Origin of the sequence: Streptomyces sp. NPDC048565 (genome assembly GCF_040650935.1) — a bacterium.
Lineage (GTDB): Bacteria > Actinomycetota > Actinomycetes > Streptomycetales > Streptomycetaceae > Streptomyces.
The window spans coordinates 67,091-92,107 of the sequence record NZ_JBEZIH010000005.1; the positions used below are offsets into that span (position 1 = coordinate 67,091).

Consider the following 25,017-nt stretch of genomic DNA (forward strand, 5'->3'; position numbering starts at 1 on the left):
GGACCGACCGGTCCGGGGCTCCGCCCGCCGGGCCGCGACCGCGCTGGCGGCCGTCGCGGCCTGCGCGGCGCTGGCCGCCGGCTGCGGCATCCGCAGCACCTCGGTACCGGTCGACGCAGGGGCGGCACCGTCCCGGATGCCGTGCCGGACGACGTCGGCCGAGTCGTCCGTACCCCCGGCGGGCAGTGTCTCCATGCGGGTCTACCTGGTCTGCGCCTCGCAGCTGGCCACGGTGGAGCGCACGGTCGACATCGACGACTCCCGCTTCCGCCCGCTCCTCGTCGCGCAGGCGCTCCTGAGCCAGCTGCAACGGGAACCGGACTCGGCCGAGCGGCGCGCCGGATTCACCACCGACGTCCCGACGGGGCTGCGGGTCACCGAGGCGCGCAAGGGGGACCCGGACGGCACGCTGCGCCTCAGCGAGCAGCCGGACGACCTGCCGGCGGAGGCCCTCGCGCAGGTGGTGTGCTCGTACGCGGAGAGCGAGTCGATCGGCTCCGGCGGCTCGGTGCTCCTGGGCGGCCCGGGCAACTACGCCCCCCGCGGCTACCTGTGCACGTCGGAGACGAAGAGCCTCCCCGGCGACGTACCCACCCTGGGCGCGGTCGAACTCTCCTGACGCCCGCGGGCGTCAGCGGGGCGGGCGTCAGCGCGGCAGCGGGGGTTACGGACAGCCGAACGCCCGTTTTACCCCTTACGTACGTCCTTAACCTCCCCCAGCGGCCCGCCGGGGGGGCGGCGGGGGGCCGGCGGGCCCCGTGCCGCTCGTCACAGTGGGTTCCCGGGAGCGGACGGAACCGATCCTGCCGGTCGTGACGTCTTGGTGCACGTGCGTCACAGTTCGGACGGCCCGGCCGTCATCCGCTTCCGCGCGGCGGGGGTAGTCCTCCTCCTCGTGCATCTTCTGTTCGTCTGCTGGCTGACGCTTCGCCCGCTGGACGTGCCCTGGGTGACGGCCGCGAACTTCCAGCCACTCGCCGGCATCAGGGCGGACCTCGCCCTGGGTCCCGCCGAGGCGATCAGCCGCATCGGCAAGGGCCTGCTGCTGCTGGCGCCGCTGGGCATACTGCTGCCGATGGCCGGCGGCAGGCTGCGGGTCTCCCCCTGGGCGTCGCTGGCCCGTACGGTCGCGGCCGGTGCGCTGATCTCGATGGGCATCGTACTGGCGCAGACGGGGGTGCCCGGCCAGGTCGTCGACGTCGACTCGATGCTGCTGAACACCGCGGGCGTCGCGCTGGCCCATCTGCTGGTCGTCCCGCTGTCACGGTCACGGCTGCGCAGGGGTAACCGGGCGGGCGCAGGCGACCTGTCCCGGATCGGTTACGGGGGCCTGATGCTCCGGGATGAGGGCCCTCAGGGATCTACCCCGACGATTACCAGGGTCGGCATCGCACCGTAGAGCGATGCCTGTCGTACCCGGTGGAGTCACTATGGAAGTACCGGGAGCGCGACGGAGCAGCTCCCCGAATCGGTTCGTGAAGGAGCCCACCATGGCCGGACTTGTACGCCCCCGAGAAGGACGCATGATCGGTGGAGTGTGTGCGGCGCTGGCACAGCGTTTCGGTACATCCGCGGGGACGATGCGCGTCATCTTCCTGTTGTCGTGCCTGCTCCCCGGACCTCAGTTCGTGCTCTATCTGGCCCTGTGGGTCCTGCTGCCGTCCGAGAAGAACCGCGCCGCGACGACGACGGCCTGGTGACCGCCCGGATCAGGCGAGATCAGAGAAAGCCGGCGGAAGGCCGGGAGAAACGCAGATGGGGCGCACGCCCGAGTGGGTGTGCGCCCCATCTGTGTGTGCGGAATCTGATCTGTGTGCGGGGGGGGAAGAGAGATCAGGCGCCGAGCGGCAGGGCGCCGGTGAGGCCGTTGACCGGGAGGCCGCCGAGCAGGTTGGTGCCGGGGGCCGAGAGGTCGCTGCTGCCGCGCTGCTGCTGGTCGAGCAGGCCGCCTGCCGCCTTCTGCACGGCGGGCAGCGCGTCGGTGACGGAGTCGAGCGCGACACCGGCGGGCAGGGCGCCCGCCACGGAGTCGACGGGCACGGCGACGGCGGAGGCACTGCCCGCGCCTGCGGCGGCGAAAGCGGCGCCGAGAGCGGCGACACCGAGGGTCCTGACAGCAGACTGCTTCATGTGAAATTCATCCTTGGGGAAGGGGATGTGAGCGGCTCTGCAACGTAGTCAGCCGCGCGCCTCTCACGCAAACATGCCGGGACACGCGAAAACGGCCGGGATATGGCGCTCCCGGCCGTTTCACTTTCCGTTCGGTCAGCCTGCGGGGGATGAAGAGAGGCTGGTCACGGCCGTCTGACGGAAGAGCCACTCGGATTTCAGTTCTGCGTATCCGGGCTTCACGACGTCGTTGATCATGGCCAGACGTTCATCGAAAGGAATGAACGCCGATTTCATCGCATTGACGGTGAACCACTGCATGTCGTCGAGCGTGTATCCGAAAGTCTCGGTCAGTCGCTCGAATTCCCCGCTCATGCTCGTCCCGCTCATCAGCCGGTTGTCCGTATTCACGGTGGCGCGGAAATGCAGCTTCCGCAGCAGCCCGATGGGGTGCTCCGCGTACGAGGCCGCGGCGCCGGTCTGGAGGTTGGAGGTCGGGCAGAGCTCCAGCGGGATCCGCTTGTCCCGGACGTAGGAGGCGAGGCGGCCGAGGGTCACGCTGCCGTCGTCGGCGATCTCGATGTCGTCGATGATGCGGACGCCGTGGCCGAGCCGGTCCGCGCCGCACCACTGAAGGGCCTGCCAGATCGACGGCAGCCCGAAGGCCTCGCCCGCGTGGATGGTGAAGTGGTTGTTCTCCCGCTTGAGGTACTCGAAGGCGTCCAGGTGGCGGGTGGGCGGATAGCCCGCCTCGGCTCCGGCGATGTCGAAGCCGACGACGCCGAGATCGCGGTAGCGGTTGGCGAGCTCGGCGATCTCCAGGGCGCGGGCCGCGTGCCGCATCGCGGTGAGGAGAGCGCCGACGCGGATGCGGTGGCCGGCTGCGTGGGCGCGCCGCTCTCCCTCACGGAAGCCCTCGTTGACGGCCTCGACGACCTCTTCGAGGGAGAGACCGGCGGTGAGGTGCTGCTCGGGCGCGTACCGCACCTCGGCGTAGACGACGCCGTCCTGGGCGAGGTCCTCGGCGCACTCCATGGCCACCCGGAACAGCGCGTCGCGGGTCTGCATGACGGCGCAGGTGTGGGCGAACGTCTCCAGGTAGCGCTCCAGCGAACCGGAGTCGGCCGCCTCGTGGAACCAGGCGCCGAGCTTGTCGGGCTCGGTCTCGGGCAAGGCTTCGAGGAGGGTACCTCCCATGCCCTTAGGGCTATGGGGGCCTTGCGCGCGGGCCAGGTCGACGATGGTGCCGGGGCGCAGGCCGCCGTCGAGGTGGTCGTGGAGGAGCACCTTGGGCGCGCGGCGGATCTGTTCGGGGCCGGGGACGTTCGGAGTCTGGCTGGTCTGCCTCGTCATTGGTGCACTCTAGCGCCTACGCGCGTAGAGTGCTGGCTGCCGATGCGTAACAGTGACCGCGAAGCCGGGTGGAATACACCTGTGCTTCTGACACTGTTCTGTCATGGCACAGCGCGCACTTCCCCTGCCTGCCGCCAGGCTGGGACGGGCCGTCCTCACGGCCGGAGCAGCACCCGAGGTCAGCGGCGTGGTCCTGCTGCTCCCTGACGGCGAGACCGATTCCCGACGCCGTCCCTCCACCCTCTCGTACGCGGCGCAGTTGCCGTTCGCCCGGAACCTGGCCCGCGCCGGCCAGGACGACGGGCTCGCGGTGCACGTCGTGCGCTACCGCACCCGGGGCTGGAACGCCGACGCGGATCCGGCGGCCGACGCACTCTGGGCGGCCGACGAGGTCGTACGCCGCTACGGCGACATCCCCGTGTGCCTGGTCGGGCACGGCATGGGCGGCCGGGCTGCGCTGCGGGGCGCCGGGCACACCGCCGTCAACTCCGTGCTGGCGATGGCCCCCTGGATCCCGGACGGGGACGCGGAGCCTGAGCCCGAACCGGTGAAGCATCTGGCGGGGCGCCGGGTCCTGATCGTGCACGGTACGAACGACGCGCGGACCAATCCGGAGCTGTCCTACCGGCTGGCCGAGCGGGCCAAGAAGTCCAACCGGGACACCTGTCGCTTCGAGGTGCACTCGGACGGGCACGCGTTGCGTCAGCACCGGTCCGAAGTGATGGCGCTTGCTTCGGACTTCGTACGGGGTTCGCTGTTCGCCCGGTCGTACGCCCGTCCGGTGGCCGACGCGTTCGCCGCTCCGCCGCCGTTGGGGCTGCGGATGCCACTCGCGGCGGGGTTCGGACGGTCGCTGCGGCACTGAATGGGCCTCGGGCCGGGGGGGGCTGAGGCACCGGGGTACGGGGCTGGTCGTCGGGCCTCGTGGCGGTCTCAGTCAGGTAGCAGGCTGCCCCGGCGTGACAGCAGGAAGTGCTTGAAGGCGGCGACCGGCGGGGTGTCGGGGTGGCCGTCCAGCCAGGCGACCCCGATCTCGCGGGCCGCCCGCGGCGCCGTCACCGTCAGCTCGACCACCCCGGGCCGTGCCACCGCCGGCGGCGGCAGCAGGGCCACCCCGAGGCCGGCCGCGACCAGGCCGCGCAGGGTCTCCGCCTCCTCGCCCTCGAACGCGACCCTCGGGGTGAAGCCCGCCTCCGCGCAGAGGTCGTCCGTGATCCGGCGCAGTCCGTAGCCGGGTTCGAGGGTGACGAAGGTTTCGTCGGCGGCCTCGGCGAGGCGGATCCGTCGGCGTCCGGCCAGACGGTGGTCGTCGGGGACGACCAGGCGCAGCCGCTGCTCGTCAAGGCGCCGAGCCACGAGGTCCGGGGCGTCGGGCACGGGCGAGGTGAGGCAGAGGTCGAGGCCGCCCGCGCGCAGGCGCTCGATCATCGCCTCGCCGTAGTTCTGGACGAGCTGGAAGCGGACCCGGGGGTGGTCGACGCGGAAGGCGCGGATCAGGCCGGGCACGGTCTCGGATCCCATGGTGTGCAGGAAGCCGAAAGCGACCTTGCCCGCCGTGGGGTCGGCGTCGGCGCGTACGGAGTCGGCCGCCTTCTCCACCTCGGCCAGGGCGCGTTCGGCGGAGCCGAGGAAGGTGCGGCCCGCGGGGGTGAGCGAGACGGTGCGGCCCCGGCGGGCGAACAGGGCTACGCCCAGGTCCTGTTCGAGCCTGACCATGGCCCGCGACAGCGTCGACTGCGGGACCCCGAGCTCGTGCGCGGCCCGGGTGACATGCTCGTGGCGCGCCACCGCCTCGAAGTACGCGAGGCGTGGCGCAAGCACGGCCCGGATGTCTTCTTCGTAACTGCTCGGTGACAGCTGCGGCTGTGAGCTGTATTGATGCGCCATGGGAACGATTATGAGGGTTTCATGCATTGGACGCATGAAACCGTGCGGCGCTACGTTCGCCGCATGCCTCCTGCCAGTACCGGGGCGTCCACCATCGCGCTGGACGCCGCCGCTCCGTCCCCCTCATCCCCCGCAGCCGCCTCCCCGGCCGCCCCGGACCGCCTCACGCCCGGTGGTCCCGGCTACCGCAGGATGAGCTTCGCGCTCTTCTCGGCGGGGGTCGCGACCTTCGCTCTCCTCTACTCCACCCAGGCCCTGCTGCCGTCCGTCTCCGCGTCCTTCGGCGCGACGGCCGGCCAGGCGAGCTGGACGGTCTCGGCGGCGACGGGTGCACTGGCGCTGTGTGTCCTGCCGCTGAGTGCGCTCTCCGAGCGCTTCGGGCGGCGGCAGATGATGACGGCCTCCCTGTCGGTCGCCGTGGTGGTCGGGCTGCTCGTGCCCTTCGCCCCGTCGCTCGGCTGGCTGATCGCGCTGCGCGCGGTCCAGGGCGCGGCGCTGGCCGGACTGCCCGCCTCCGCGATGGCGTATCTGGCCGAGGAGGTACGGCCCAAGGCCCTGGTGGCCGCGATCGGGCTGTTCGTGGCGGGCAACAGCATCGGCGGCATGAGCGGCCGTATCCTCGCCGGCTGGGTCGCCCAGCTGTGGGGCTGGCGGGTGGCGCTCGGCGCGATCGGGCTGCTGGCCGTGGTGTGCGCCGTGGTCTTCCACTTCATGATCCCCAAGGCGCGGCACTTCAGCCCCGCGTCGCTCAACCCGAAGGCCCTGGCGAAGACCGTCACCGGTCACCTCGCCAACCCGCTGCTGCGCAGGCTTTACGCGATCGGCGCCCTGTTCATGACGGTGTTCGGCGCGGTGTACACCGTGATCGGCTACCGCCTCGTCGAGGAGCCCTTCAGCCTCCCCCAGGGCATCGTCGGCTCGATCTTCCTGGTCTACCTCGTCGGCACGGTCTCCTCCGCCGCCGCGGGCCGGCTGGTCGCCCGGCTGGGACGCAGGGGCGCGCTCTACCTCGCCGTGTCCACGACCGCCGCGGGTCTGCTGCTGTCCCTGGCCGACCAGCTGGCCGCCGTCCTGGCCGGCCTCGTCCTGATCACGGCCGGCTTCTTCGCCGGGCACGCGGTCGCCTCGTCCTCGGTGAGCCGTACGGCGACGTCGGGCCGCGCTCAGGCATCGGCGCTCTACCAGTCCGCGTACTACCTGGGATCCAGCGCGGGCGGCACGCTCGGCGCGGTCGCCTTCCACGCCGGAGGGTGGGCCGGCACGGTCGTGCTGGGCGTCCTGGCGATCCTCGGCGTCCTGTCGATCACCGTGTTCGGCAGCCGCGCGGCCCGGACGGAGCGACTCCGCGCCGCGTGACGGATCCGGGTGCCGCGTGGCGGACCCGGGTGGTGGGCGGGGCCGGCCGGTGCCGGGCGGCGCTGCTCACCGGAGGGTGGCATCGGAGGCGGGCTCGTCGGGCTCGGCGTTCTTGTCGGGCTCGGCAGTCGCGTCGGGCTTCTCCGTGTCCGTGTCCGCGTCCCCGGAGCCCCGGCGTAGGCCCGTCAACGTACTGCTCCCGACGATCACCAGGCCGATCGCGATGACCTTGGCGGCCGAGTAGTAGCCGGTCCCCAGCCCCTCCGGTGCGCCGGGCAGCCGGAAGAAGAGCCACACCACGGCGAGGGCCCCGAAGGCGATCAGCACGACGCCGCCCCAGGCCTTGAGATCGACCCACCAGGGGCCCGCGCCCATCTCCCGCTGGTCGGCCTGCTCGACATCCGGGTCGGCCTGGTCGGTCCTGTCGGTCTCGTCGGTCCTGTCGGTCCTGTCGGTCCTGTCGGTCACGGTCTGCTCCCCTGCGTTGCGCCTGTGGTGGCGGTCCACAGGGAAGACGTCGGCCAGGTGCGGTCGGTTCGCCGAACCGGTCGCTTCCCGCCGGCTTCCCGATCGCGGCCCAACACTTGAGCAGCGGTTTTCCCGCTTCCGTCCCCTGTTGTCAGTGCCCTGCGGTAGCTTCCACAGTGCTGAGTGAGCGGTGTCACAGCGCAACAGGGGTGAAGCGATGAGTGATCGGACAGCGGCGACAGCGGAGATCGACAGCCGTCTGGAAGGACACCGGGTCGAGCTGACCGGTTACTGCTACCGGATGCTGGGCTCGGCCTTCGAGGCGGAGGACGCGGTCCAGGACACGCTGGTGCGCGCCTGGCGCAGCTTCGACAAGTTCGAGGGCCGCTCCTCGCTGCGCTCCTGGCTGTACCGCATCGCGACGAACGTCTGCCTGGACATGCTGAACGCGGGCAACAAGCGGGCCAGGCCGGTGGATCTGACAGGCCCGACGCCGCTGGCCCAGGCCGCGCTGAATCCGCTTCCGGAGAACACCTGGCTGGAGCCGATGCCGGACGGCCGCATCCTGCCCTCGACGGCCGACCCGGCGGAGGCGGCCGTGGCCCGTGAGTCGGTGCGCCTCGCGTTCGTCGCCGCGCTCCAGCACCTCCCGCCCAAGCAGCGTGCGGTGCTGATCCTTCGCGAGGTCCTGGCGTGGAAGGCGAGCGAGGTCGCCGAGCTGCTCGACACCTCGGTCGCCTCGGTCAACAGCGCTCTGCAGCGCGCCAGGGCGACCCTGTCGGACACGGACAAAGCGGCAGCGGACGCCGCGAATCCGCTGGACGACGAGCAGCGCAAGCTGCTGGAGCGCTATGTGGCGGCGTTCGAGGGATACGACATGGCGGCGCTGACGGCGCTGCTCCATGAGGACGCCGTGATGACCATGCCGCCGTTCGATCTCTGGCTTCAGGGACACGACGACATCACCGGCTTCATGCTCAGCATCGGCGCGGGCTGTGCGGGCTCCCGGCTGGTGGCGACGGAGGCGAACGGGACGCCGGCCTTCGCGCACTACAAGCCGAATCCGGACGGGCCGGGCTTCGTGCCGTGGGCGGTGCAGGTGATCGACATCTCGGACGGTGCCATCACGGGGATGCACTGCTTCCTGGACACCCCGCGCTGGTTCCCGCTGTTCGGGCTCCCCGACCATCTGGAGGCCGATTCCTGAGGGGAGACGGGCTGAGGCGGTCGGTCACTCGGGGGCTGTGCGGATGGTTTCCACCCCGTCGGCCAGCCCCACCAGCCCGAGCAGCGCCCCGAGTTCGACCGGGACGTTGCGCAGCCTCAGCTCGACGCCCCCGGCGCGGCGTGCGACGAGACCCAGTCGTGCGACGGCCTCGACCACGGCAAGATCCGGGTGCACGACACCGCCCACGTCGCAGTCCACCACGACGGTCCCCGAAGCTTCGGGAGCGCCGCTTACCAGGGCCTCCAGCCGGGCGCAGAGGCCCGGCACATCGGCGCGGGTGATCCGGCCGGTGAGGACGAGGGCGTTCGGCGTCATGGCATCCACACCACAGAGACCGGCCGGATGCCCGGAACTCATCGGCGCGGGGGCGTGTGAGCCTCAGCTCACTGGAAACGCCCCGGTGTCCAGGTCAAGACCGAAGGGCTCAGGGAGCGTCCGCGTCCCTCCGTACCCGACCGCTTCGAGGACCCGGTAGGTACCGTGGTCGGGGGCGCCGTGGAGCGTGGCGGTCGGGCGGCCCGAGTGCCACGGATCCAGCAGCAGGAAGAACTCGACGCCGGCTTTCGCGTATCCATGGGCCTTCTTGACCCGGTCGTGGTTGGCATTGGCCTGCGGGGTGATCCCGACGACCAGCAGGGCCTCTTCCGCCGGGACGCGGTTGCCCGGTCCGGTCGCCGCCACGCGCGGCACGACGACGAGATCAGGGAGGTAGACGCCCGCCCGTCCCGGGACCGAGACGCCCAGCGTCTGGTAGACCCCCCAGTCCTCCGGGATGACTGTGTAGAGCCTGCGCTGCAACAGCTCCGCGGTGGTGTTGTGGTCCTTCGACGGCGGTGGCGACACGGTGACGATCCCCTCGATGATCTCCACCTTGCAGCCCTCGGGTGCGTCCGTCTCCTCCCAGATCCGGACGAGGTCGTCCCAGTCCTGGCCGTGGCCCGGCCCGGGACCGACAGTGAGTGCGCTCATGGCGGTCTCCTCTTATCGGTGCGTCACCGGGTCCAGGATGCCGAACGGGACCCGTGGTGGTCCACAGGTCCCGTTCGCCCGAGGAAAGTCGCAGGTCAGGCGATACGCTCCCGCACCACAGGGGTGGCGGTGAAGGGTGTGCCCGCGGGGGCGATGTCGTAGGAGCCGGGCAGCGCGTCGAGGGCGTAGCCGAACTTCTCGGGGGTGTCCGTGTGCAGGGTCAGCAGCGGCTGTCCCTCGGTCACCGTGTCGCCGGGCTTGGCGTGCAGTTCGACGCCCGCGCCCGCCTGCACCGGGTCCTCCTTGCGGGCGCGGCCCGCGCCGAGGCGCCAGGCGGCGACGCCGATGTCGTACGCGTCGAGGCGGGTCAGCACGCCCGAGGACGGGGCGCTGATCACGTGCTGCTCGCGGGCGACGGGAAGCCCGGCGTCCGGGTCGCCGCCCTGGGCGGAGATCATGCGGCGCCATACGTCCATGGCGGAGCCGTCGGCGAGGGCCTTCTCCGGGTCGGCGTCCTTGAGTCCGGCGGCGTCGAGCATCTCGCGGGCCAGCGCGAGGGTCAGGTCGATGACGTCCTGCGGGCCGCCACCGGCGAGTACCTCGACGGACTCGCGCACCTCAAGGGCGTTGCCCGCGGTCAGGCCGAGCGGTGTCGCCATGTCGGTGAGCAGCGCGACGGTGCGTACGCCGCTGTCGGTGCCCAGCGCGACCATGGTGGAGGCGAGTTCGCGGGCGTCGTCGATCGTCTTCATGAAGGCCCCGGTGCCGACCTTGACGTCCAGGACGAGCGCCCCGGTGCCCTCGGCGATCTTCTTGGACATGATCGAGCTGGCGATCAGCGGGATCGCCTCGACGGTGCCGGTGACGTCGCGCAGCGCGTACAGCTTCTTGTCGGCGGGGGCGAGGCCGTCGCCGGCCGCGCAGATCACCGCGCCCGTGGTGTCCAGGACGTCGAGCATCTCGGCGTTGGAGAGGTGGGCGCGCCAGCCGGGGATGGACTCCAGCTTGTCGAGGGTGCCCCCGGTGTGGCCGAGGCCCCGGCCGCTGAGCTGCGGCACCGCGGCGCCGCAGGCGGCGACCAGCGGGGCGAGCGGCAGGGTGATCTTGTCGCCGACGCCACCGGTGGAGTGCTTGTCGGTGGTGGGGCGGGCGAGCGCGCCGAAGTCCATCCGCTCGCCGGAGGCGATCATCGCGGCGGTCCAGCGGGCGATCTCGGTGCGGTTCATGCCGTTCAACAGGATCGCCATGGCCAGCGCGGACATCTGCTCGTCGGCGACCTCGCCGCGGGTGTACGCGTCGATGACCCAGTCGATCTGCTCGGGGCTGAGCTCGCCGCGGTCCCGCTTGGTGCGGATGACGGAAATGGCGTCCATGGGAGGGCTCCTTCGAAAATCTGCAAGTCCGCTTGCAGGATAAGTGACGACAACGACTGGACCGCTGGGCGGGAGTCGGCCCGTGAACAAAGAAATCGACACCGGCGGCACTCGCGGACCTGACGCACCTGACGCCAGAACGCCGGGATTCGGGACAGATGCATTTTACCTCACACCATTCCCCCTATTCACCAAAGAGTATGACCGGTCGGGCCACGATCCCCCCATCCCGACCGCGAGATATTTATCGATTACTGGCCCCTGAATAAATACCCCGACTATCCGATGGGTGAAAACCCGCACGAAGACGACAAAGAAGATCAGGGCCGACCGAATCATGCAGTAGCAGGCAATTCGAAAAATGACCCATTGAATAAAACTCGAAATCCTCTTGAGAGGCCTCCGCGCGTGCGCTACTTTTTTCACCGAGTGCATGGACGAAGCAACTGGAATCGGGGGAGTCGGTATGAAATTGGGCGTCGAACGTGCCACGAAGAAGGCGAAGGCCGACGTGACGCTGGCAGCCGCGACCCTCGCGGCGGTCGGCGGAATGGTCGTGTTCGCACAGCCTGCCGCAGCCATCACCTGCGAAGCGACGAAGTCTGGTGACGGTCGCAGCGTGTCCGCGACCTGCACGGATATCGGCCGATTCGACTACTTCCGGGCGAAGGCCATCTGCGTCGATCCGCATGGTTCCAAATGGACCATGTACGGGCCGAAGAAGAGCAGCGGGCAGACATCCACGGTGAAGTGCGGTGACAACGTAAACGTTGGTGTCTATCAGGCTGGATGGGAACTGATCGAGACTACATGATCCGGCCGAACGTATAGACGCGACTTCAGGAGCGCATGAAAATGTCAATCAATCGTGGTTTTGTCGCAGCGACCTCCCTTGCCGCCTTGCTGGCGGCAGGGCTCATCACGGCACCATCTGCCGGCGCCGCGGTAGCTCTCGACGCAAACTGCAACACGTGGGTTTCCCAGAACGGACGGCAAGGCAACGCCAGTTGTTCGAGTCTCGGTTCACTCGGCAACTTTCGAGTTCGCGTGACATGTGTGGACCCGCACGGTTCCAAGTGGGTGGTGGTCGGCCCCTGGATGGGTAACAACAAGACCTCGAGCCGACTGTGCTCCGACAACGTCAACGTCGGGGTTGTCTCTATTGGAACAGACATCAACCCGACTCCCACACCTTGACTCAGAACTGTCAAGGCTCTGATTCCTGAATTACAGGATACGCCGAGCCGCGGCGGAGGGCACCCGTTTCGACAGAAGCGCGTGCCCTCCGCCACGTCCATTTGCTCCGAGGTCGCCGCGTTGCCGTCCCCGGACCAAGTGGCGAGACCAACCGATCCGAACAGGCGAGGGCATTACCCCAAGTGCTGCGGCCCAAAGGCCTGCGGCAGCATCTCGTCGAGCGTGCGGTAGCCGTCCGGGGTCTCCAAGACCAATTCCGGCCCCCCGAACTCGTACAGCAGCTGGCGGCACCGTCCGCACGGGACGAGGGCCGCGCCCTCGCCGTCCACGCAGACGAAGTGGGTCAGCCGGCCGCCGCCCGTGGCGGCGAGCTGGGAGATCAGTCCGCACTCCGCGCACAGGCCCACGCCGTAGCTGGCGTTCTCGACGTTGCAGCCGACGAGGATACGGCCGTCGTCAGCCAGGGCGGCAACACCGACCTTGTAACCCGAGTACGGGGCGTACGCCCGGGACATCGCGTCCCGGGCGGCCGTCCGCAGGGCGTCCCAGTCGACCGGCGGAGCGGCATCCGCAGCCGGGGGCGTCACTTGCCCTGCCCCTTGCGGTAGCGCATGCCGTCCGCCTTCGGCATCCGCAGCCGTTGCGCGGAGAGCGACAGCACGAGCAGCGTGACAATGTACGGCGTGGCGCTGACGAACTCGGTGGGCACCGTGTCGGTGGCGAGGTACCAGACCAGCACCGCGGCGGCGATGACGGCGCTGATGACACCGGGCACGAAGCTCCTACGGTAGAGCTTCCAGGCCGCCAGCACGGCGAGCAGCACCACGAGCAGCAGGAGCAGCGCGTGGACGGACTCACCGCCGTTGCGCAGCTGGAGGGCGTCGGCGAAGCCGAACAGGCCTGCGCCCATGGCGAGTCCGCCGGGCCGCCAGTTGCCGAAGATCATCGCGGCGAGACCGATGTATCCGCGACCGCCCGTCTGGCCCTCGTTGTAGATGTGCGAGGTGACCAGGGAGAGGAAGGCGCCGCCGAGACCGGCCAGGCCTCCGGAGACGATCACGGCGATGTACTTGTAGCGGTAGACGTTGACGCCCAGGGACTCGGCGGCGACGGGGTTCTCCCCGCAGGAGCGCAGCCGCAGGCCGAACGAGGTCTTCCACAGGATGAAGAACGTGGCCGCGAAGAGCACGACGGCCACCAGCGTCAGCAGCGAGACGTGGGTGACGAGTCCGCCGAGGATGCCGGCGAGGTCGGACACGAAGAACCAGTGGTGCTGCTCGACCGAGTGCAGCCAGCCGGACAGCCCTGGGACCGTGACCTGCGTGATGCTGTCGGCCGGTGGCGACTGTTTCGGGCTGCCGCCCCTCTCGGACGCCTCCCCGGTGTTGAACCAGAGCTTGGCGAGGTACGTCGTGAAGCCGAGGGCCAGGATGTTGATGGCGATGCCGGAGATGATGTGGTCGACGCCGAAGGTGACGGTCGCGAAGGCGTGCAGCAGCCCGCCGAGCATGCCGCCGACGACTCCGGCCAGGACGCCGATCCAGGGGTCGGTCTGCCAGCCGGCCCAGGCACCGAAGAAGGTGCCGAGGATCATCATGCCTTCGAGGCCGATGTTGACCACGCCGGCCCGCTCGGACCACAGTCCGCCGAGACCGGCGAGCCCGATCGGCACGGCCATCGCGAGGGCCGCGCTGATCTGCCCGGCGGATGTGACGTCCTGGGCCCCGGTGATGGACCGTACGGCGGACAGCGCGAGCAGGGCGCCCGCGATGATCAGCAGTACGACGGGAAAACTGAAGCGGGTGCGGCCGCCCTTGCCGCTGGAGACCTTGGGGGCCGCGGGCGGCGGGGTGGAAGTCGCCGTGGCGCTCACGCCGACACCTCCTGCTGGTCGGAGTTACGTGCGGCCTTGGCGGCGAGTTCCGCGCCGACCCTGCTCTGCTGGCGCTTGAGGCCGAATCGGCGGACGACTTCGTAGGCAATGACGACGCACAGGACGATGACGCCCTGGATGACGCCGACGATCTCCTTGTCGTAGCCCTCGAATTCGAGCTTGCCCGTGCCGCGTTCCAGGAAGCCCCAGAGCAGCGCGCCGAGCGCGATGCCGATGGGGTGGTTGCGGCCGAGCAGCGCGATGGCGATGCCGGTGAAGCCGATGCCGACCGGGAAGTCGCCGCTGTACTCGTAGCTGTCGTTGAGCAGCGTCGGCATGCCGATCAGGCCGGCCACAGCGCCGGAGATCAGCATGGAGGTGACGACCATCTTCTTGACGTCGACACCGCTGGCCTCGGCTGCCGATCCGGACTGCCCGACCGTACGGAGGTCGAAGCCGAACCGGGTGCGGGTGAGGGTGAACCAGTAGGCGAAACCGGCGACGACCGCGATCACGACGAAGCCCCAGATGGGCGTCGGAGTGGTCGGGAACTCGAAGAAGTGCGAGGACTCCGGGATGGGGGTGGTGGACACCTTCGTGCCGGCCTCGTCGAGGTGGCCGAGACGGCCCTGCTGGAGGAGGTAGCCGATGATGGCCGTCGCGATGGAGTTCAGCATGATCGTCGAGACGACCTCGCTGACTCCGCGGGTGACCTTCAGGAGACCGGCGATACCGGCCCACATCGCGCCGACGATCATCGCGGTGAGGATGACCAACGGGATCTGGAGGGCGCCCGGCAGGGTGAGTGCCCCGCCGAGCGCGGCGGCGAAGAACGCGGCGAGGCGGTACTGCCCGTCGACGCCGATGTTGAAGAGGTTCATGCGGAAGCCGACGGCGACCGCGAGACCCGCGAGGTAGTAGGTCGTCCCCTTGTTGAGGATGTAGACCTGGCTGTCCGACTTCAGTCCGTAGTCGAACATGATGCCGAAGGCGCTGAACGGTTCCTTGCCGGTGGCTGCGAGCACCAGGGCGGTCACCAGGAACGCGACCACGATGGCGAGCAGCGGGGCGGCGATCCCCAGGAGCAGCCGCTCCTTGTCGAACTTCTTCATCGGTCCTCTCCCCCGTCCCGGGGGCCGGTTTCGGGGCTGTCGGCCCCGGTGTCGTCGCCGCCCGTGGTGTCCGGCGCTTCCAGGTGCCCGGCAGCTGCACCGGTCATCGCCGAGCCGAGCTCCTCGGGGGTGACGGTCGCCGGGTCGGCGTCGGCCACGAGCCGGCCGCGGTACATGACGCGCAGGGTGTCGGAGAGCCCGATGAGCTCGTCGAGGTCCGCGGAGATCAGCAGGACCGCGAGGCCCTCACGGCGTGCTTCGCGGATCTGGTCCCAGATCTGCGACTGTGCGCCGACGTCCACGCCCCGGGTGGGGTGGGCGGCGATCAGCAGCTTCGGGTTGTGGCTCATCTCGCGGCCGACGATCAGCTTCTGCTGGTTGCCGCCGGAGAGCGAGGCGGCGGTGACCTCGATGCCGGGGGTGCGGACGTCGTACTCGCGCACGATGCGCTCGGTGTCGGCGCGCGCCGCCTTGAGGTCGAGGATGGGGCCCTTGCTGTTGGGCTTCTCGGTGACATGGCCCAGCATGCGGTTCTCCCAGAGCGGGGCGTCCAGGAGGAGGCCGTGCCGGTGCCGGTCCTCGGGGATGACGGCCATGCCGTCCTCGCGGCGCTTGCGTGTGGGCGTGCGGGAGATGTCGGCGCCGTCGAGCGTGAGCGTCCCCTTGTCGAGGGTGCGCATGCCCATGATGGTGTCGACGAGTTCGGACTGGCCGTTGCCCTCGACGCCCGCGATGCCGAGCACTTCGCCCTTATGGATGGTGAAGGTGATGCCGTCGAGCACGGCGCGCACCACACCGTCCGGGTCGGTGGCCGTCAGCCGCAGGTCGTCCACGCCCAGCATCGGCGTATCGGTGACGGTGGACTCCCGGGTCTCGGGCGAGGGGAGTTCGCTGCCCACCATCAGCTCGGCGAGCTGCTTGCTGGTGGTGTGGGCGGGGTCGGCGGTGCCCACCGTCGTGCCACGCCGGATCACGGTGATCTCGTCCGCGACCGACAGCACCTCGCCCAGCTTGTGGGAGATGAAGATGACGGTGAGGCCCTCGGCCTTCAGCTCACGCAGGTTGTCGAAGAGCGCGTCGACCTCCTGCGGCACGAGAACCGCTGTCGGTTCGTCGAGGATCAGGGTACGGGCGCCCCGGTAGAGGACCTTGAGGATCTCCACCCGCTGGCGGTCGGCGACCCCGAGGTCCTCGACGACGGCGTCGGGGCGCACCCCGAGGCCGTACGCGTCGGAGATCTCCCTGATCTTCGCCCGCGCCCTGTCCCCGATGCCGTGCAGCTTCTCGGAGCCGAGGACGACGTTCTCCAGGACCGTGAGGTAGTCGGCGAGCATGAAGTGCTGGTGCACCATGCCGATGCCGCGGCCGATGGCGTCGCCCGGGCTGCCGAACGAGACCTGGTCACCATCCACCGAGATGGTGCCCTCGTCCGGCTTCTGCATCCCGTAAAGGATCTTCATCAGGGTGGACTTGCCGGCGCCGTTCTCACCGACAAGGGCGTGGACGGTGCCAGACCTCACCGTGATGTCGATGTCGTGGTTGGCCACGACGCCGGGGAATCGTTTGGTGATGCCGCGGAGCTCTACGGCATGAGGACTGCTGGACGCTTTGATGGCGCACTCTCCTTGGCAGGAGCGGAGGGCGGGCGATGTTCGGACACAGCGCGGGGACCGGTGGCGAAAAATACCGCGCTCGGCGGGCACTACGCGCGTAGTGCCACCGAATCGCCGGCCACCCGGCGACAGGTGGCGGACCAGGAGCACGATACCGACACACGCTGTGGGGCCCCGGCCCGGAGGTGTACGTGAATCGGGGTCCGCGGGCGCGGTGGAAACCACGCCCGCGGACCCCGACTTCAACGGGCTGGTCAGGTCGTGGTCTTGACCTTGATCGTGCCGTCGGCGATCTTCTTCTTCGCCTCGTCGACCTTCGCCTGGACGTCCTTGAGGTGGTCGCCCGTGGTGGTCAGGCTGACGCCGTCCTCGGCCAGTGAGTAGGTCTGCGTACCCGTGAGGGGCTTGCCGTCCTTGACGGACTTCACCAGGTCGTAGACACCGCTGTCGACGTTCTTGACGACCGACGTCATGATCGTGTCGGCGTACTTCGAAAGGGCCGGGTCCTTGGCCTGGTCGGAGTCGACGCCGATGGACCAGGCGCCCTTCTTGCCGGCCACGGCCTCGATGGCGCCGGCACCGGAGCCGCCCGCGGCGGCGAAGATCACGTCGGCTCCCTTGTCCAGCATGCCCTTGGCAGCGGCCTCACCCTTGTCAGGGCTTCCGAAGCCGGACAGGTCCGAACCGGTGGACAGGTACTGGATCTGGACCTTGGCCTTCGGGTCCGTCTCCGTCACGCCCTGCCGGAAGCCCGCCGCGAACTTCTTGATCAGCGGGAGGTCGACACCGCCGATGAAGCCGACCTGGCCGTCCTTGGACTTCAGCGCCGCCGCGACACCGGCGAGGTAGGAGCCCTGCTCCTCGGTGAAGACGATGGACGCCACGTTCTTCGTCTCGGACACCGAGTCGATCAGGCCGAAGGTGGTCTCGGGGTGCGCCTTGGCCACCTTTTCGAGAGCCGGCTGGTAGGCGAAGCCGACGCCGATCACCGGGTTGTAGCCACCCTCGGCGAGCGACGCGAGGCGCTGCTCACGGTCGGCCGGGGTCTCGCCGCTCTTGGCGGTGAGCTCCTTGGTGTCGGCGCCGAACTCCTTCTTGGCCTTGTCCAGGCCACGAGCGGCGGAGTCGTTGAACGAGTTGTCGCCACGGCCGCCGACGTCGTAGGCCATGCCGATCTTCATCTGGTCCTTGTCTGAACCACTGCTCTCGGTGGACGATTCACCGCACGCGGTGGCAGTGAAGGCGAGAGCCGCGGAAACGGTACACGCAGCAGCGATCTTGGATACGCGGCGCAAGGGAAGGCTCCTTCGACCTGACCGAAGCGCCTCTTCCGGCGCTGGTTTCGCGGCGATCGTAACGCGCGTAGATGTCAGATAAGGACCCGTACGGAAGCTGTTATCGGATCGTCGCGAACAGAAGGTGTCCGGTCCTGTCACCAGCCATGACCAGCAAGTAACAACGGGTCCGCGCCGCGCATCCTGCACCTCCCCCGCCGGCCACGCTCAGGCCTCCAGCAGCGCGGCGGCGGTGAAGAGTTCGACCCCCACGGTGATCGCTTCCTCGTCCACGTCGAAATTGCCCCGGTGCAGGTCAAGGCCACGGGTGTCACCCGGCGTCCGTACGCCGAGCCTCGCCATGGCGCCGGGGATCTTCTCCAGGTACCAGGAGAAGTCCTCGCCGCCCAGGCTCTGCTCGGTGTCCTCGATCGCATACGACCCACGACGGATGGCCATCGCCGCGTCGAGAAGGCCGATCGTCTCGGCCTCGTTCACCACGGGCGGCACCCCGCGTACGTAGTCGATCACCGTCTTGGCCCGGTACATTCCGGCCACCTCGTCGATCGCCGCGTGCACCAGGTCGGGCGCCTGACGCCAGCTCTCCAGATCGAGGCAGCGGATGGTGCCGGACAGCTCGGCGTGCTGCGGGATGACATTGGGTGCGTGGCCCGTCTGGAGGCGGCCCCAGGTGAGGGCGAGGCCCGCGCGTGCGTCGACGCGCCTGGCGAGCAGCGCGGGCACGTCGGTCACCACCCGGGCCGCGGCGGTGACCAGGTCGGTGGTGAGGTGCGGGCGGGCGGTGTGTCCGCCGGGGCCGTCGAGGGAGACCTCAAGCCGGTCGCAGGCGGAGGTGATCGGCCCGATACGGAGCCCGACCCTGCCCACGTCCACCTTCGGATCGCAGTGCACCCCGATGATCCGCCCCACGCCTTCCAGCACTCCGGCCGCGACCACGTCGGACGCGCCGCCCGGGAGCACCTCCTCGGCGGGCTGGAACAGCAGCCGCACCGGGCGGGGCAGCTGCCCCTGCCGGTCCAGATCGCTCAGCACGAGTCCGGCTCCCAGGACACAGCTCGTGTGCACGTCGTGCCCGCAGGCGTGGGCACGGTCGGGGACGGTGGACCGGTAGGAGACGCCCGCCTTGGTGTCCGGGATCGGCAGCGCGTCGATGTCGCCCCGCAACGCCAGCATCGGCGTCACGCCGTCCCACTCGCCCACGTCACAGACGAGTCCCGTGCCACCGGGCAGCACCTGCGGCTCAAGACCGGCCTTCTCGAGCCTGGCCTTGATCGCCGCGGTGGTACGGAACTCCTGGTTACCGAGCTCGGGGTGCATGTGCAGATCACGACGGAAGGCGATGAGCTCGGCACGCAGGTCGTCGGACAGGGTGCCGGGCAGGGCGGCTTCGGCGTGGGGCGCACGGGACTTCAACTGGTTCACCTAGTCAAGGGTAGGCCCCTGGCACCTACAACTGGCCACAGATCAACAAAAGTTCAGCCGCTCAGCGCAACAAAAAACGGCGTCGCGGGGTGTGACGAGGGATTGAGGTGGGTATGCTCCGCCGACTTTCGAGTGCGCCTCGTCGCGGTCGCGAGTTGCTGGGGACGTTACGGACCGAATATCGGGCCTTTTGCCCGATATGGGCATCCGTAACTCCCGCCCCGAGGGACTAGCCCGTCCCCGTCATGTGGAGATCCCGTGAGGGGGTGCGCCTGCGGGTCCGCTTAGGCTGCTGGCGTTGGCCAACGCGTCACCGTGGGGGGTACAGGGCTGATGAGCCATGCGATGGATGCCTTCGAGCCACTTCAAGCCGACGATCCGCCCCTGGTGGCGGGTTATCGGATCGCCGCGCGGCTGGGCGCCGGTGGGATGGGCCGGGTGTACCTGTCGCACACCCAGGGCGGCCGACCCGTCGCGATCAAGGTCGTACGCCCGGAGCTGGCCGACGATCCCGGCTTCCGGCGGCGGTTCGGCCGGGAGATCAAGGCGGCCCGGCAGGTCCGGGGGGCGTACACCGCCGAGCTGATCGACGCCGACGCGGACGGCGTACCACCGTGGCTGGCCACGCTGTACGTGCCGGGGCCTTCGCTGACGGAGGCGGTGACCCGGCGGGGGCCGCTGCCGGTGCCCGCGGTGCTGTGGCTGATGGCGGGGGTGGCCGAGGCACTTCAGGCCATCCATGCCGAGGGCATCGTGCATCGTGACCTGAAGCCGTCGAACGTGCTGCTGGCCGCCGACGGGCCGCGGGTGATCGACTTCGGTATCGCGCTGGCCGCCGACGGCACCTCGTACACGGCGACGGGGGGCACGATCGGCACGCCCCCGTTCATGGCCCCCGAGCAGGCGTCCGGGGGTGACATCACTGCGGCCACCGACGTCTTCGCACTCGGCCAGACGGCGGCCTTCGCCGCACTGGGCAGGCCGCTGTACGGCGAGGGCTCGTCCGTCGGCGTGCTGTACCGGATCGTGCATTCCGAGCCCGAGCTGTCCCTGCTGCCCGCGTCGTTGCGTCCGCTGTTCGCCCGGTGCCTGGCCGCCGATCCGGCGGAGCGGGCCACGCCTGCGGAGGTCGTGGAGTGGTGCCGCAACCGGCTGGGGGCGGAGGCCGACGCGGGTGGCGGGCCTGCCGTCTGGCGGGAGGTCGCCGGGCCGGAGCCTGTGGTTCCGGCCCCGTTGCCCGAGCCGACCCGGGCCTACCCGCAGCCCCTGGTGCCCCCGGCGTCCACGCCCGCCGTCCCGGGATTCCCGCAGCCGCCGGTGCCGGTCCCCACGCCCGTCCCGGGATTCCCGCAGCCCCCGGTGCCCACGCCGGAGCCGCGTAAGGCCCGCAGGCGGCGCACCGCGCTGATCGCTGCGGCCGGGGTGACGGGAGGGGCGCTGATGGTGGTGGCGCTGGCCTGGACGCTCATGGACGCGGCGGACCGGCTCAGCGACCGGGGCGCAGACGCCGGCGGCAGGGCATCCGCGTCCGCATCGGGGGCGGGGGCCGGGGCGGACGCGGGAACGGTTGTGGACCCGTCGGAATCCGTACCCGGACTCACCACCGGATCCCCTGCGGGCGCCTCGGCCGGAGCGGACGACACGGCGGGCGGGGGCGGTGGGGGCGCGCCCCGAGAGCCGAGGCCGGAGGACTTCGCCCAGGTGTGGCTGGACGCGAAGAACTCGCTCAGCCTCGCGGAATCCGAGCCGCAGCTGAAGAACCGCAAGGGAGACATCCGCTTCGGCTGCGATGCGAACGGCTGCGAGCTGACGGGCGACCACACCGTGTTCGTCCAGATGTTCAAATCACACGGCACCACCCTCGATGAGTGCCGTCTCATACTCAAGGACGCCACGAGCCACCGATGGCCGCTGGCCTCGACGGCGACCGGCTCCGAGATCTGCATGAAGGACGCCGAGGGCAACATCGGGCTGTACGTGATCCAGACGAAGTCGACCGCGATGCCCGGGAGCGCCTTCCTCCTCGCAGACCTGACCGTCTGGCGGAACGCCGGCCAGTAGGCTTTCGTGGTCGACCCGGGTAGGGGCGTGGGCCTGGTCCGGCCGGAGCGCACCTGCCTTGCCTGCTCCGCCACGTATCCGAGGAACGGAGTCCCATGTCCGCTTATGTCATCGTCAACGTGGATGTGCTCGACGAGGAGGCCGGCCTCGTCTACGCGGCTGTTGCCCAGAAGTCCATCCTCGACCACGGCGGCCATTACCTGGTCGCAGGCTCCACGCCCGAGCCCGTCGAAGGCGCCTGGGACTCCGCCCGGTTCATGGTCATCGAGTTTCCCGACATGGACCGGATCCGGGAGTGGTACGACTCTCCCGAGTACCGGCGGGCCCGGGAGATACGCGAGGGCAAGGCTCGGGTGGGCATGCTGTTCGTCGAGGGGTCGCCTCCCGAGGGGTTCACCCTCCCGGTCCGGTGACCCCTCCCCGCCAGGTTCGCGGGACCAGCACCCCGCATCAGCTCTCCGGGACCGCCGCGGCCCTCCAAGGTGCCAGTCGCTGCACGTCCTTGGCCGTCTCGGTCACGCCGCTCAGGAAGCCCTGGGCGCGAGGGGATGCCGTCTCGCGGAGCCACTCCGGCTCTATGTTGCACACGGCGACCTTCACGCCCGTGCCCGCCAGGGCCAGCGGGAGGGTGTGGACCACGGTGGAGGGGAAGCTCAGGACCGTGTGGCCGATGGGGCCTCTGCGGGCGATGAGTTCCAGGGGGAGGTCCGGGCGGACTATCTCCAGGCCGGTGGCGGCCTCCAGGGCGTGGAGCTTGTCCGCGGTCTCCCTGCGGTGGGCGAAGTAGCGCGTCGCGCCGTGGGTGCGGGCCAGTGTGGTCACCGCCTCCTCGTACGGGACCGGGTCGACCACGCCCGTCTCCACCAGGGAGGTGCCGACCAGGTCGGCGCCCTTGGTGATGAGGGGCGGGCCGAAGCGCTCCCGGGTCCAGGCGAAGGTGTTCGCCGTGACCTCGACGCCGTCGGGGGCCTCCACCGGCATCGCGGTGAACACCTCGACCGTGCGGGAGGCCGAGGGGGTGAAGCTGCGGCGGGCCGCGGTGGTGACCGGGGCCAGGAGCAGCTCGCGTGGGCCTCCGCTGCCCCTGCGGTGCCAGCGCACCAGGCGTTCCCCGCGCGCCAGTTGGGCGACGAACTCCATGGTGGCAGTGCCGTCGTCGACGACCGTGATCCGACGGACTCGGACCAGGGTGAGGAGCAGTTGCACGTAGCGGGAGAAGGGGTCGCCGATGACTATGCGGTCGGCCTTGCGGATCAGGCCGGTAAGCGCCCGCAGGGCCTTCAGAGGCGCGCCGGTCTCCCCGCGCGCCTCCTGCCAGCGGACGGTGATGCCCTCGTCGCGGGCCAGCTCCGCCATCCTGCGCAGCTGTCCGCGCGACATCGGGTCGACCGGGGGGAGGACGACGACGGTGGTGTCGGGTCCTCCCCGGGTGTGGGTCCACTCCAGGACGTTCAGGAGCTGGACCGGGCTCTCGACGAAGGCGAGGTTCACCGGTCGGCCCGTCAGACCGCGACCGGCTCGGCGGCCGGCGCGTTCTCGGACTCGGCGACGACACCCGCGACCCTGCGGAGCTTCTTCATCGGGCCGAGCTCCGACTCGTAGACCTTCTTGACGCCGTCACCGAGCGACGCCTCGATGGTGCGGATGTCGCGGACGAGGCGCGTGAGACCCTGCGGCTCGACGGAGGCCGCCTGGTCGGAGCCCCACATGGCGCGGTCCAGGGTGATGTGGCGCTCGACGAACGTGGCGCCCAGGGCGACGGCGGCGAGGGTCGTCTGCAGACCGGTCTCGTGGCCGCTGTAGCCGATCGGGACGTTCGGGTACTCCTGCTGGAGGGTGTTGATGACCCGCAGGTTGAGCTCCTCGGCCTTCGCCGGGTACGTCGAAGTGGCGTGGCAGAGCAGGATGTTGTCGCTGCCGAGCACCTCGACCGCGTGCCGGATCTGCTTCGGCGTCGACATGCCGGTGGAGAGGATGACGGTGCGGCCGGTGGCGCGCACGGTGCGCAGCAGCTCGTCGTCCGTGAGCGAGGCGGAGGCGATCTTGTATGCGGGGACGTCGAACTTCTCCAGGAAGGCGACGGCCTCGTTGTCCCACGGGGAGGCGAACCAGTCGATGCCGCGCTTGGCACAGTGCTCGGCGATGGCGGTGTACTCGGCCTCGCCGAACTCGACGCGGTGGCGGTAGTCGATGTACGTCATCCGGCCCCAGGGGGTGTCGCGCTCGATGTCCCACTGGTCGCGCGGGGTGCAGATCTCCGGGGTGCGCTTCTGGAACTTGACGGCGTCACAGCCGGCTTCGGCGGCCACGTCGATCAGTGCGAGGGCGTTGTCGAGGTCACCGTTGTGGTTGATGCCGATCTCACCGGTGACGTAGACGGGGTGGCCGGGTCCTGCGGTGCGGGCGCCGAAGGTACGCAGGCGGGAGGTGTTGCTCATGGTGGTGCTTCCTTACGTGGTGGGGACGTCGGGGGTTGCGGTGGAGAGGGTGGGGCCCAGGAGCCAGGCCGCGATCTCGCGGATGGCGCCGGAGCCGCCGGGGTGGGTGGTCACGGTGCGCGCGGCGGCGCGTACCGAGTCGTGGGCGCTCGCCACGGCGACGGGCCAGCCCGCCAGGCCGAAGCACGCCAGGTCGTTGACGTCGTTGCCGACGTAGAGCACGCGGTCGGGAGCGATGGACTGCTCCTCGCACCACTGCTTGAGTGCCAGGTCCTTGCGGTCGATGCCGTGCAGGACCGGGACCTGGAGTTTGCGGGCTCGGGCGGCGACGACCGGGTTCTGCTCCGTGGAGAGGATCAGGACCGGCAGGCCGGACCGGCGCAGGGCGGCGACGCCGAGGCCGTCGCCCCGGTGCACGGCGACGATCTCGCGTCCGTCGGAGTCGATGAGGACGCGGTCGTCGGTCTGCGTGCCGTCGAAGTCGAGGACGACGGCGTCGATGTCCGCCCTGGTGGGGTACGGGGAGGGGTCGAGGAGCGGGGCGAGTGCGCGGGCCCGGGCCAGGTCGTGCGGGTCGTCGATCTCCAGGACCCGGGCGGGGTCGGTGGGCACGAGCGCCGTGTGGCCGAAGAAGCGGTGGCGGTGGGTGCGGAAGCCCTCGACGTCCATGGCGTAGGCGGCGCCGGTCTCCAGGTAGTCCTGGGGCCGGTCCTGCCTGCGGGGGCGTACGGCCTTGTCGTGGTTGACGCCGTAGGTGTCCTCCTCGACCGCGCTGCCGTCGCGCCACACGAAGCCGTGGAAGGGGGCCACGGTGACCGCGGTGTCGGCGCCTTCGCGGGCGACCGCGGTGGCGACGCCGTCGATGTCCTCGCGGGTGATGAAGGGGCTGGTGCACTGCACCAGGAGCACCACGTCGGCCTTCCGGCCCTGCGCCGTCGTCTCGTAGGTGTGCAGGGCGTGCAGGACCGCGTCCTCGCTGGTGGCGGTGTCACCGGCGATGGCGGCGGGGCGCTGCACGCAGTGCAGCCTGGATTCCTCCCCCAGTGCCTCGGCGGCGGAGCGGGCCGCGGCGCCGATGGCCGGGTCGTCGGTGGTGACGACGACGTCCGTGACCTCGGGCGACGCGAGGCAGGCGCGGACGGCGCGGGCGACGAGGGGTACGCCGCCGACCTGGGCGAGGTTCTTCGCGGGCACGCCCTTGGATCCGCCGCGGGCGGGGATCACGGCGAGCACGGTGGAGGGCGGGGTCATGGTTGCTCCTGA

General features: G+C 70.1%; 25 protein-coding genes. 9 read left to right on the forward strand and 16 right to left on the reverse strand.

Features of this window, described 5'->3' with window-relative positions; all coding sequences use genetic code 11:
- The first annotated feature begins 43 nt into the window (after nucleotides 1–43).
- The 3 genes from AB0C75_RS08080 to AB0C75_RS08090 all read left to right on the forward strand — a co-directional run bounded on the left by AB0C75_RS08080 (nucleotide 44) and on the right by AB0C75_RS08090 (nucleotide 1,700).
- Nucleotides 44–619 (forward strand): hypothetical protein, encoded by a 576-nt coding sequence (locus AB0C75_RS08080; RefSeq protein ID WP_362888658.1) that lies wholly within the window; start codon nucleotides 44–46, stop codon nucleotides 617–619.
- Nucleotides 620–823: 204 nt separating this feature from the next.
- A complete protein-coding gene (locus AB0C75_RS08085) occupies nucleotides 824–1,399 on the forward strand; it encodes a VanZ family protein (protein ID WP_362888660.1) in 576 nt (191 codons plus the stop codon).
- A gap of 91 nt (nucleotides 1,400–1,490) precedes the next feature.
- Nucleotides 1,491–1,700, forward strand: coding sequence for a PspC domain-containing protein (locus tag AB0C75_RS08090; protein ID WP_362888241.1), 210 nt, complete (start codon nucleotides 1,491–1,493; stop codon nucleotides 1,698–1,700).
- Nucleotides 1,701–1,833: 133 nt separating this feature from the next.
- On the opposite strand, the gene AB0C75_RS08095 is transcribed toward AB0C75_RS08090, so the two are convergent.
- Nucleotides 1,834–2,130 (reverse strand): hypothetical protein, encoded by a 297-nt coding sequence (locus tag AB0C75_RS08095; RefSeq protein ID WP_362888243.1) that lies wholly within the window; start codon nucleotides 2,128–2,130, stop codon nucleotides 1,834–1,836.
- 135 nt (nucleotides 2,131–2,265) lie between these two features.
- Nucleotides 2,266–3,462, reverse strand: coding sequence for an adenosine deaminase (locus AB0C75_RS08100; protein WP_362888245.1), 1,197 nt, complete (start codon nucleotides 3,460–3,462; stop codon nucleotides 2,266–2,268).
- A 103-nt stretch (nucleotides 3,463–3,565) separates the two neighbouring features.
- Here AB0C75_RS08100 and AB0C75_RS08105 point away from each other — a divergent pair, with 103 nt between their 5' ends.
- On the forward strand, nucleotides 3,566–4,327 hold the full coding sequence (locus AB0C75_RS08105; RefSeq protein ID WP_362888247.1) for an alpha/beta fold hydrolase: 762 nt from the start codon (nucleotides 3,566–3,568) through the stop codon (nucleotides 4,325–4,327).
- 68 nt (nucleotides 4,328–4,395) lie between these two features.
- Here AB0C75_RS08105 and AB0C75_RS08110 read toward each other — a convergent pair whose 3' ends face one another.
- The gene (locus AB0C75_RS08110; protein WP_362888249.1) at nucleotides 4,396–5,349 is read right to left on the reverse strand and encodes a LysR family transcriptional regulator; all 954 of its coding nucleotides are present in this window, start codon (nucleotides 5,347–5,349) and stop codon (nucleotides 4,396–4,398) included.
- A gap of 63 nt (nucleotides 5,350–5,412) precedes the next feature.
- On the opposite strand from AB0C75_RS08110, the gene AB0C75_RS08115 reads away from it, so the two are divergent.
- Nucleotides 5,413–6,705 (forward strand): MFS transporter, encoded by a 1,293-nt coding sequence (locus tag AB0C75_RS08115; protein ID WP_362888251.1) that lies wholly within the window; start codon nucleotides 5,413–5,415, stop codon nucleotides 6,703–6,705.
- A gap of 66 nt (nucleotides 6,706–6,771) precedes the next feature.
- Here AB0C75_RS08115 and AB0C75_RS08120 read toward each other — a convergent pair whose 3' ends face one another.
- Complete coding sequence (locus AB0C75_RS08120; RefSeq protein ID WP_362888252.1) at nucleotides 6,772–7,173, reverse strand: hypothetical protein; 402 nt, start codon at nucleotides 7,171–7,173, stop codon at nucleotides 6,772–6,774.
- A gap of 217 nt (nucleotides 7,174–7,390) precedes the next feature.
- Here AB0C75_RS08120 and AB0C75_RS08125 point away from each other — a divergent pair, with 217 nt between their 5' ends.
- Complete coding sequence (locus AB0C75_RS08125) at nucleotides 7,391–8,380, forward strand: sigma-70 family RNA polymerase sigma factor (RefSeq protein WP_362888253.1); 990 nt, start codon at nucleotides 7,391–7,393, stop codon at nucleotides 8,378–8,380.
- Between the two features lie 24 nt (nucleotides 8,381–8,404).
- Here the strand turns inward: AB0C75_RS08125 and AB0C75_RS08130 are convergent, their stop codons facing one another.
- The 3 genes from AB0C75_RS08130 to AB0C75_RS08140 form a co-directional block, all read right to left on the reverse strand.
- Nucleotides 8,405–8,758: a hypothetical protein gene (locus AB0C75_RS08130; RefSeq protein WP_362888255.1), complete on the reverse strand. Its 354-nt coding sequence runs from the start codon at nucleotides 8,756–8,758 to the stop codon at nucleotides 8,405–8,407.
- Nucleotides 8,759–8,779: 21 nt separating this feature from the next.
- The gene (locus AB0C75_RS08135; RefSeq protein ID WP_362888257.1) at nucleotides 8,780–9,370 is read right to left on the reverse strand and encodes a Uma2 family endonuclease; all 591 of its coding nucleotides are present in this window, start codon (nucleotides 9,368–9,370) and stop codon (nucleotides 8,780–8,782) included.
- A gap of 95 nt (nucleotides 9,371–9,465) precedes the next feature.
- A complete protein-coding gene (locus tag AB0C75_RS08140) occupies nucleotides 9,466–10,743 on the reverse strand; it encodes a thymidine phosphorylase (RefSeq protein WP_362888259.1) in 1,278 nt (425 codons plus the stop codon).
- A 466-nt stretch (nucleotides 10,744–11,209) separates the two neighbouring features.
- Between AB0C75_RS08140 and AB0C75_RS08145 the strand changes: the two genes are divergently transcribed.
- Nucleotides 11,210–11,557: a hypothetical protein gene (locus AB0C75_RS08145; RefSeq protein WP_362888261.1), complete on the forward strand. Its 348-nt coding sequence runs from the start codon at nucleotides 11,210–11,212 to the stop codon at nucleotides 11,555–11,557.
- A gap of 556 nt (nucleotides 11,558–12,113) precedes the next feature.
- On the opposite strand, the gene AB0C75_RS08150 is transcribed toward AB0C75_RS08145, so the two are convergent.
- From AB0C75_RS08150 to AB0C75_RS08175, 6 genes are all read right to left on the reverse strand, one after another.
- Nucleotides 12,114–12,527 carry a cytidine deaminase gene (locus AB0C75_RS08150; protein WP_362888263.1) on the reverse strand — a complete coding sequence of 138 codons (414 nt, stop codon included), beginning with the start codon at nucleotides 12,525–12,527 and terminating at the stop codon, nucleotides 12,114–12,116.
- Complete coding sequence (locus AB0C75_RS08155; protein WP_362888265.1) at nucleotides 12,524–13,813, reverse strand: ABC transporter permease; 1,290 nt, start codon at nucleotides 13,811–13,813, stop codon at nucleotides 12,524–12,526. Before AB0C75_RS08155 ends, AB0C75_RS08150 begins: the two co-directional genes overlap by 4 nt.
- A complete protein-coding gene (locus AB0C75_RS08160) occupies nucleotides 13,810–14,925 on the reverse strand; it encodes an ABC transporter permease (protein ID WP_362888267.1) in 1,116 nt (371 codons plus the stop codon). The genes AB0C75_RS08155 and AB0C75_RS08160 overlap by 4 nt, the downstream gene beginning before the upstream one ends.
- Complete coding sequence (locus tag AB0C75_RS08165; RefSeq protein WP_362888662.1) at nucleotides 14,922–16,538, reverse strand: ABC transporter ATP-binding protein; 1,617 nt, start codon at nucleotides 16,536–16,538, stop codon at nucleotides 14,922–14,924. Before AB0C75_RS08165 ends, AB0C75_RS08160 begins: the two co-directional genes overlap by 4 nt.
- A gap of 254 nt (nucleotides 16,539–16,792) precedes the next feature.
- Nucleotides 16,793–17,833, reverse strand: coding sequence for a BMP family ABC transporter substrate-binding protein (locus tag AB0C75_RS08170; protein WP_362888269.1), 1,041 nt, complete (start codon nucleotides 17,831–17,833; stop codon nucleotides 16,793–16,795).
- A gap of 207 nt (nucleotides 17,834–18,040) precedes the next feature.
- Nucleotides 18,041–19,246, reverse strand: coding sequence for an amidohydrolase (locus AB0C75_RS08175; protein ID WP_362888664.1), 1,206 nt, complete (start codon nucleotides 19,244–19,246; stop codon nucleotides 18,041–18,043).
- A 342-nt stretch (nucleotides 19,247–19,588) separates the two neighbouring features.
- Between AB0C75_RS08175 and AB0C75_RS08180 the strand changes: the two genes are divergently transcribed.
- Together AB0C75_RS08180 and AB0C75_RS08185 are read left to right on the forward strand one after the other, a co-directional pair.
- Nucleotides 19,589–21,316, forward strand: coding sequence for a serine/threonine-protein kinase (locus AB0C75_RS08180; protein WP_362888271.1), 1,728 nt, complete (start codon nucleotides 19,589–19,591; stop codon nucleotides 21,314–21,316).
- Between the two features lie 95 nt (nucleotides 21,317–21,411).
- Nucleotides 21,412–21,729: a DUF1330 domain-containing protein gene (locus AB0C75_RS08185; protein WP_362888273.1), complete on the forward strand. Its 318-nt coding sequence runs from the start codon at nucleotides 21,412–21,414 to the stop codon at nucleotides 21,727–21,729.
- Nucleotides 21,730–21,766: 37 nt separating this feature from the next.
- Here the strand turns inward: AB0C75_RS08185 and AB0C75_RS08190 are convergent, their stop codons facing one another.
- Genes AB0C75_RS08190 through AB0C75_RS08200 form a run of 3 tightly spaced genes read right to left on the reverse strand, consistent with a single transcriptional unit; the run spans nucleotide 21,767 to nucleotide 25,005 of the window.
- On the reverse strand, nucleotides 21,767–22,807 hold the full coding sequence (locus tag AB0C75_RS08190; RefSeq protein WP_362888275.1) for a hypothetical protein: 1,041 nt from the start codon (nucleotides 22,805–22,807) through the stop codon (nucleotides 21,767–21,769).
- 11 nt (nucleotides 22,808–22,818) lie between these two features.
- Entirely contained in the window at nucleotides 22,819–23,754 is a 936-nt protein-coding gene (locus tag AB0C75_RS08195; RefSeq protein ID WP_362888277.1) for an N-acetylneuraminate synthase family protein, read from the reverse strand.
- A gap of 12 nt (nucleotides 23,755–23,766) precedes the next feature.
- Nucleotides 23,767–25,005: an acylneuraminate cytidylyltransferase gene (locus tag AB0C75_RS08200; RefSeq protein WP_362888279.1), complete on the reverse strand. Its 1,239-nt coding sequence runs from the start codon at nucleotides 25,003–25,005 to the stop codon at nucleotides 23,767–23,769.
- Between the last annotated feature and the right edge of the window lie 12 nt (nucleotides 25,006–25,017).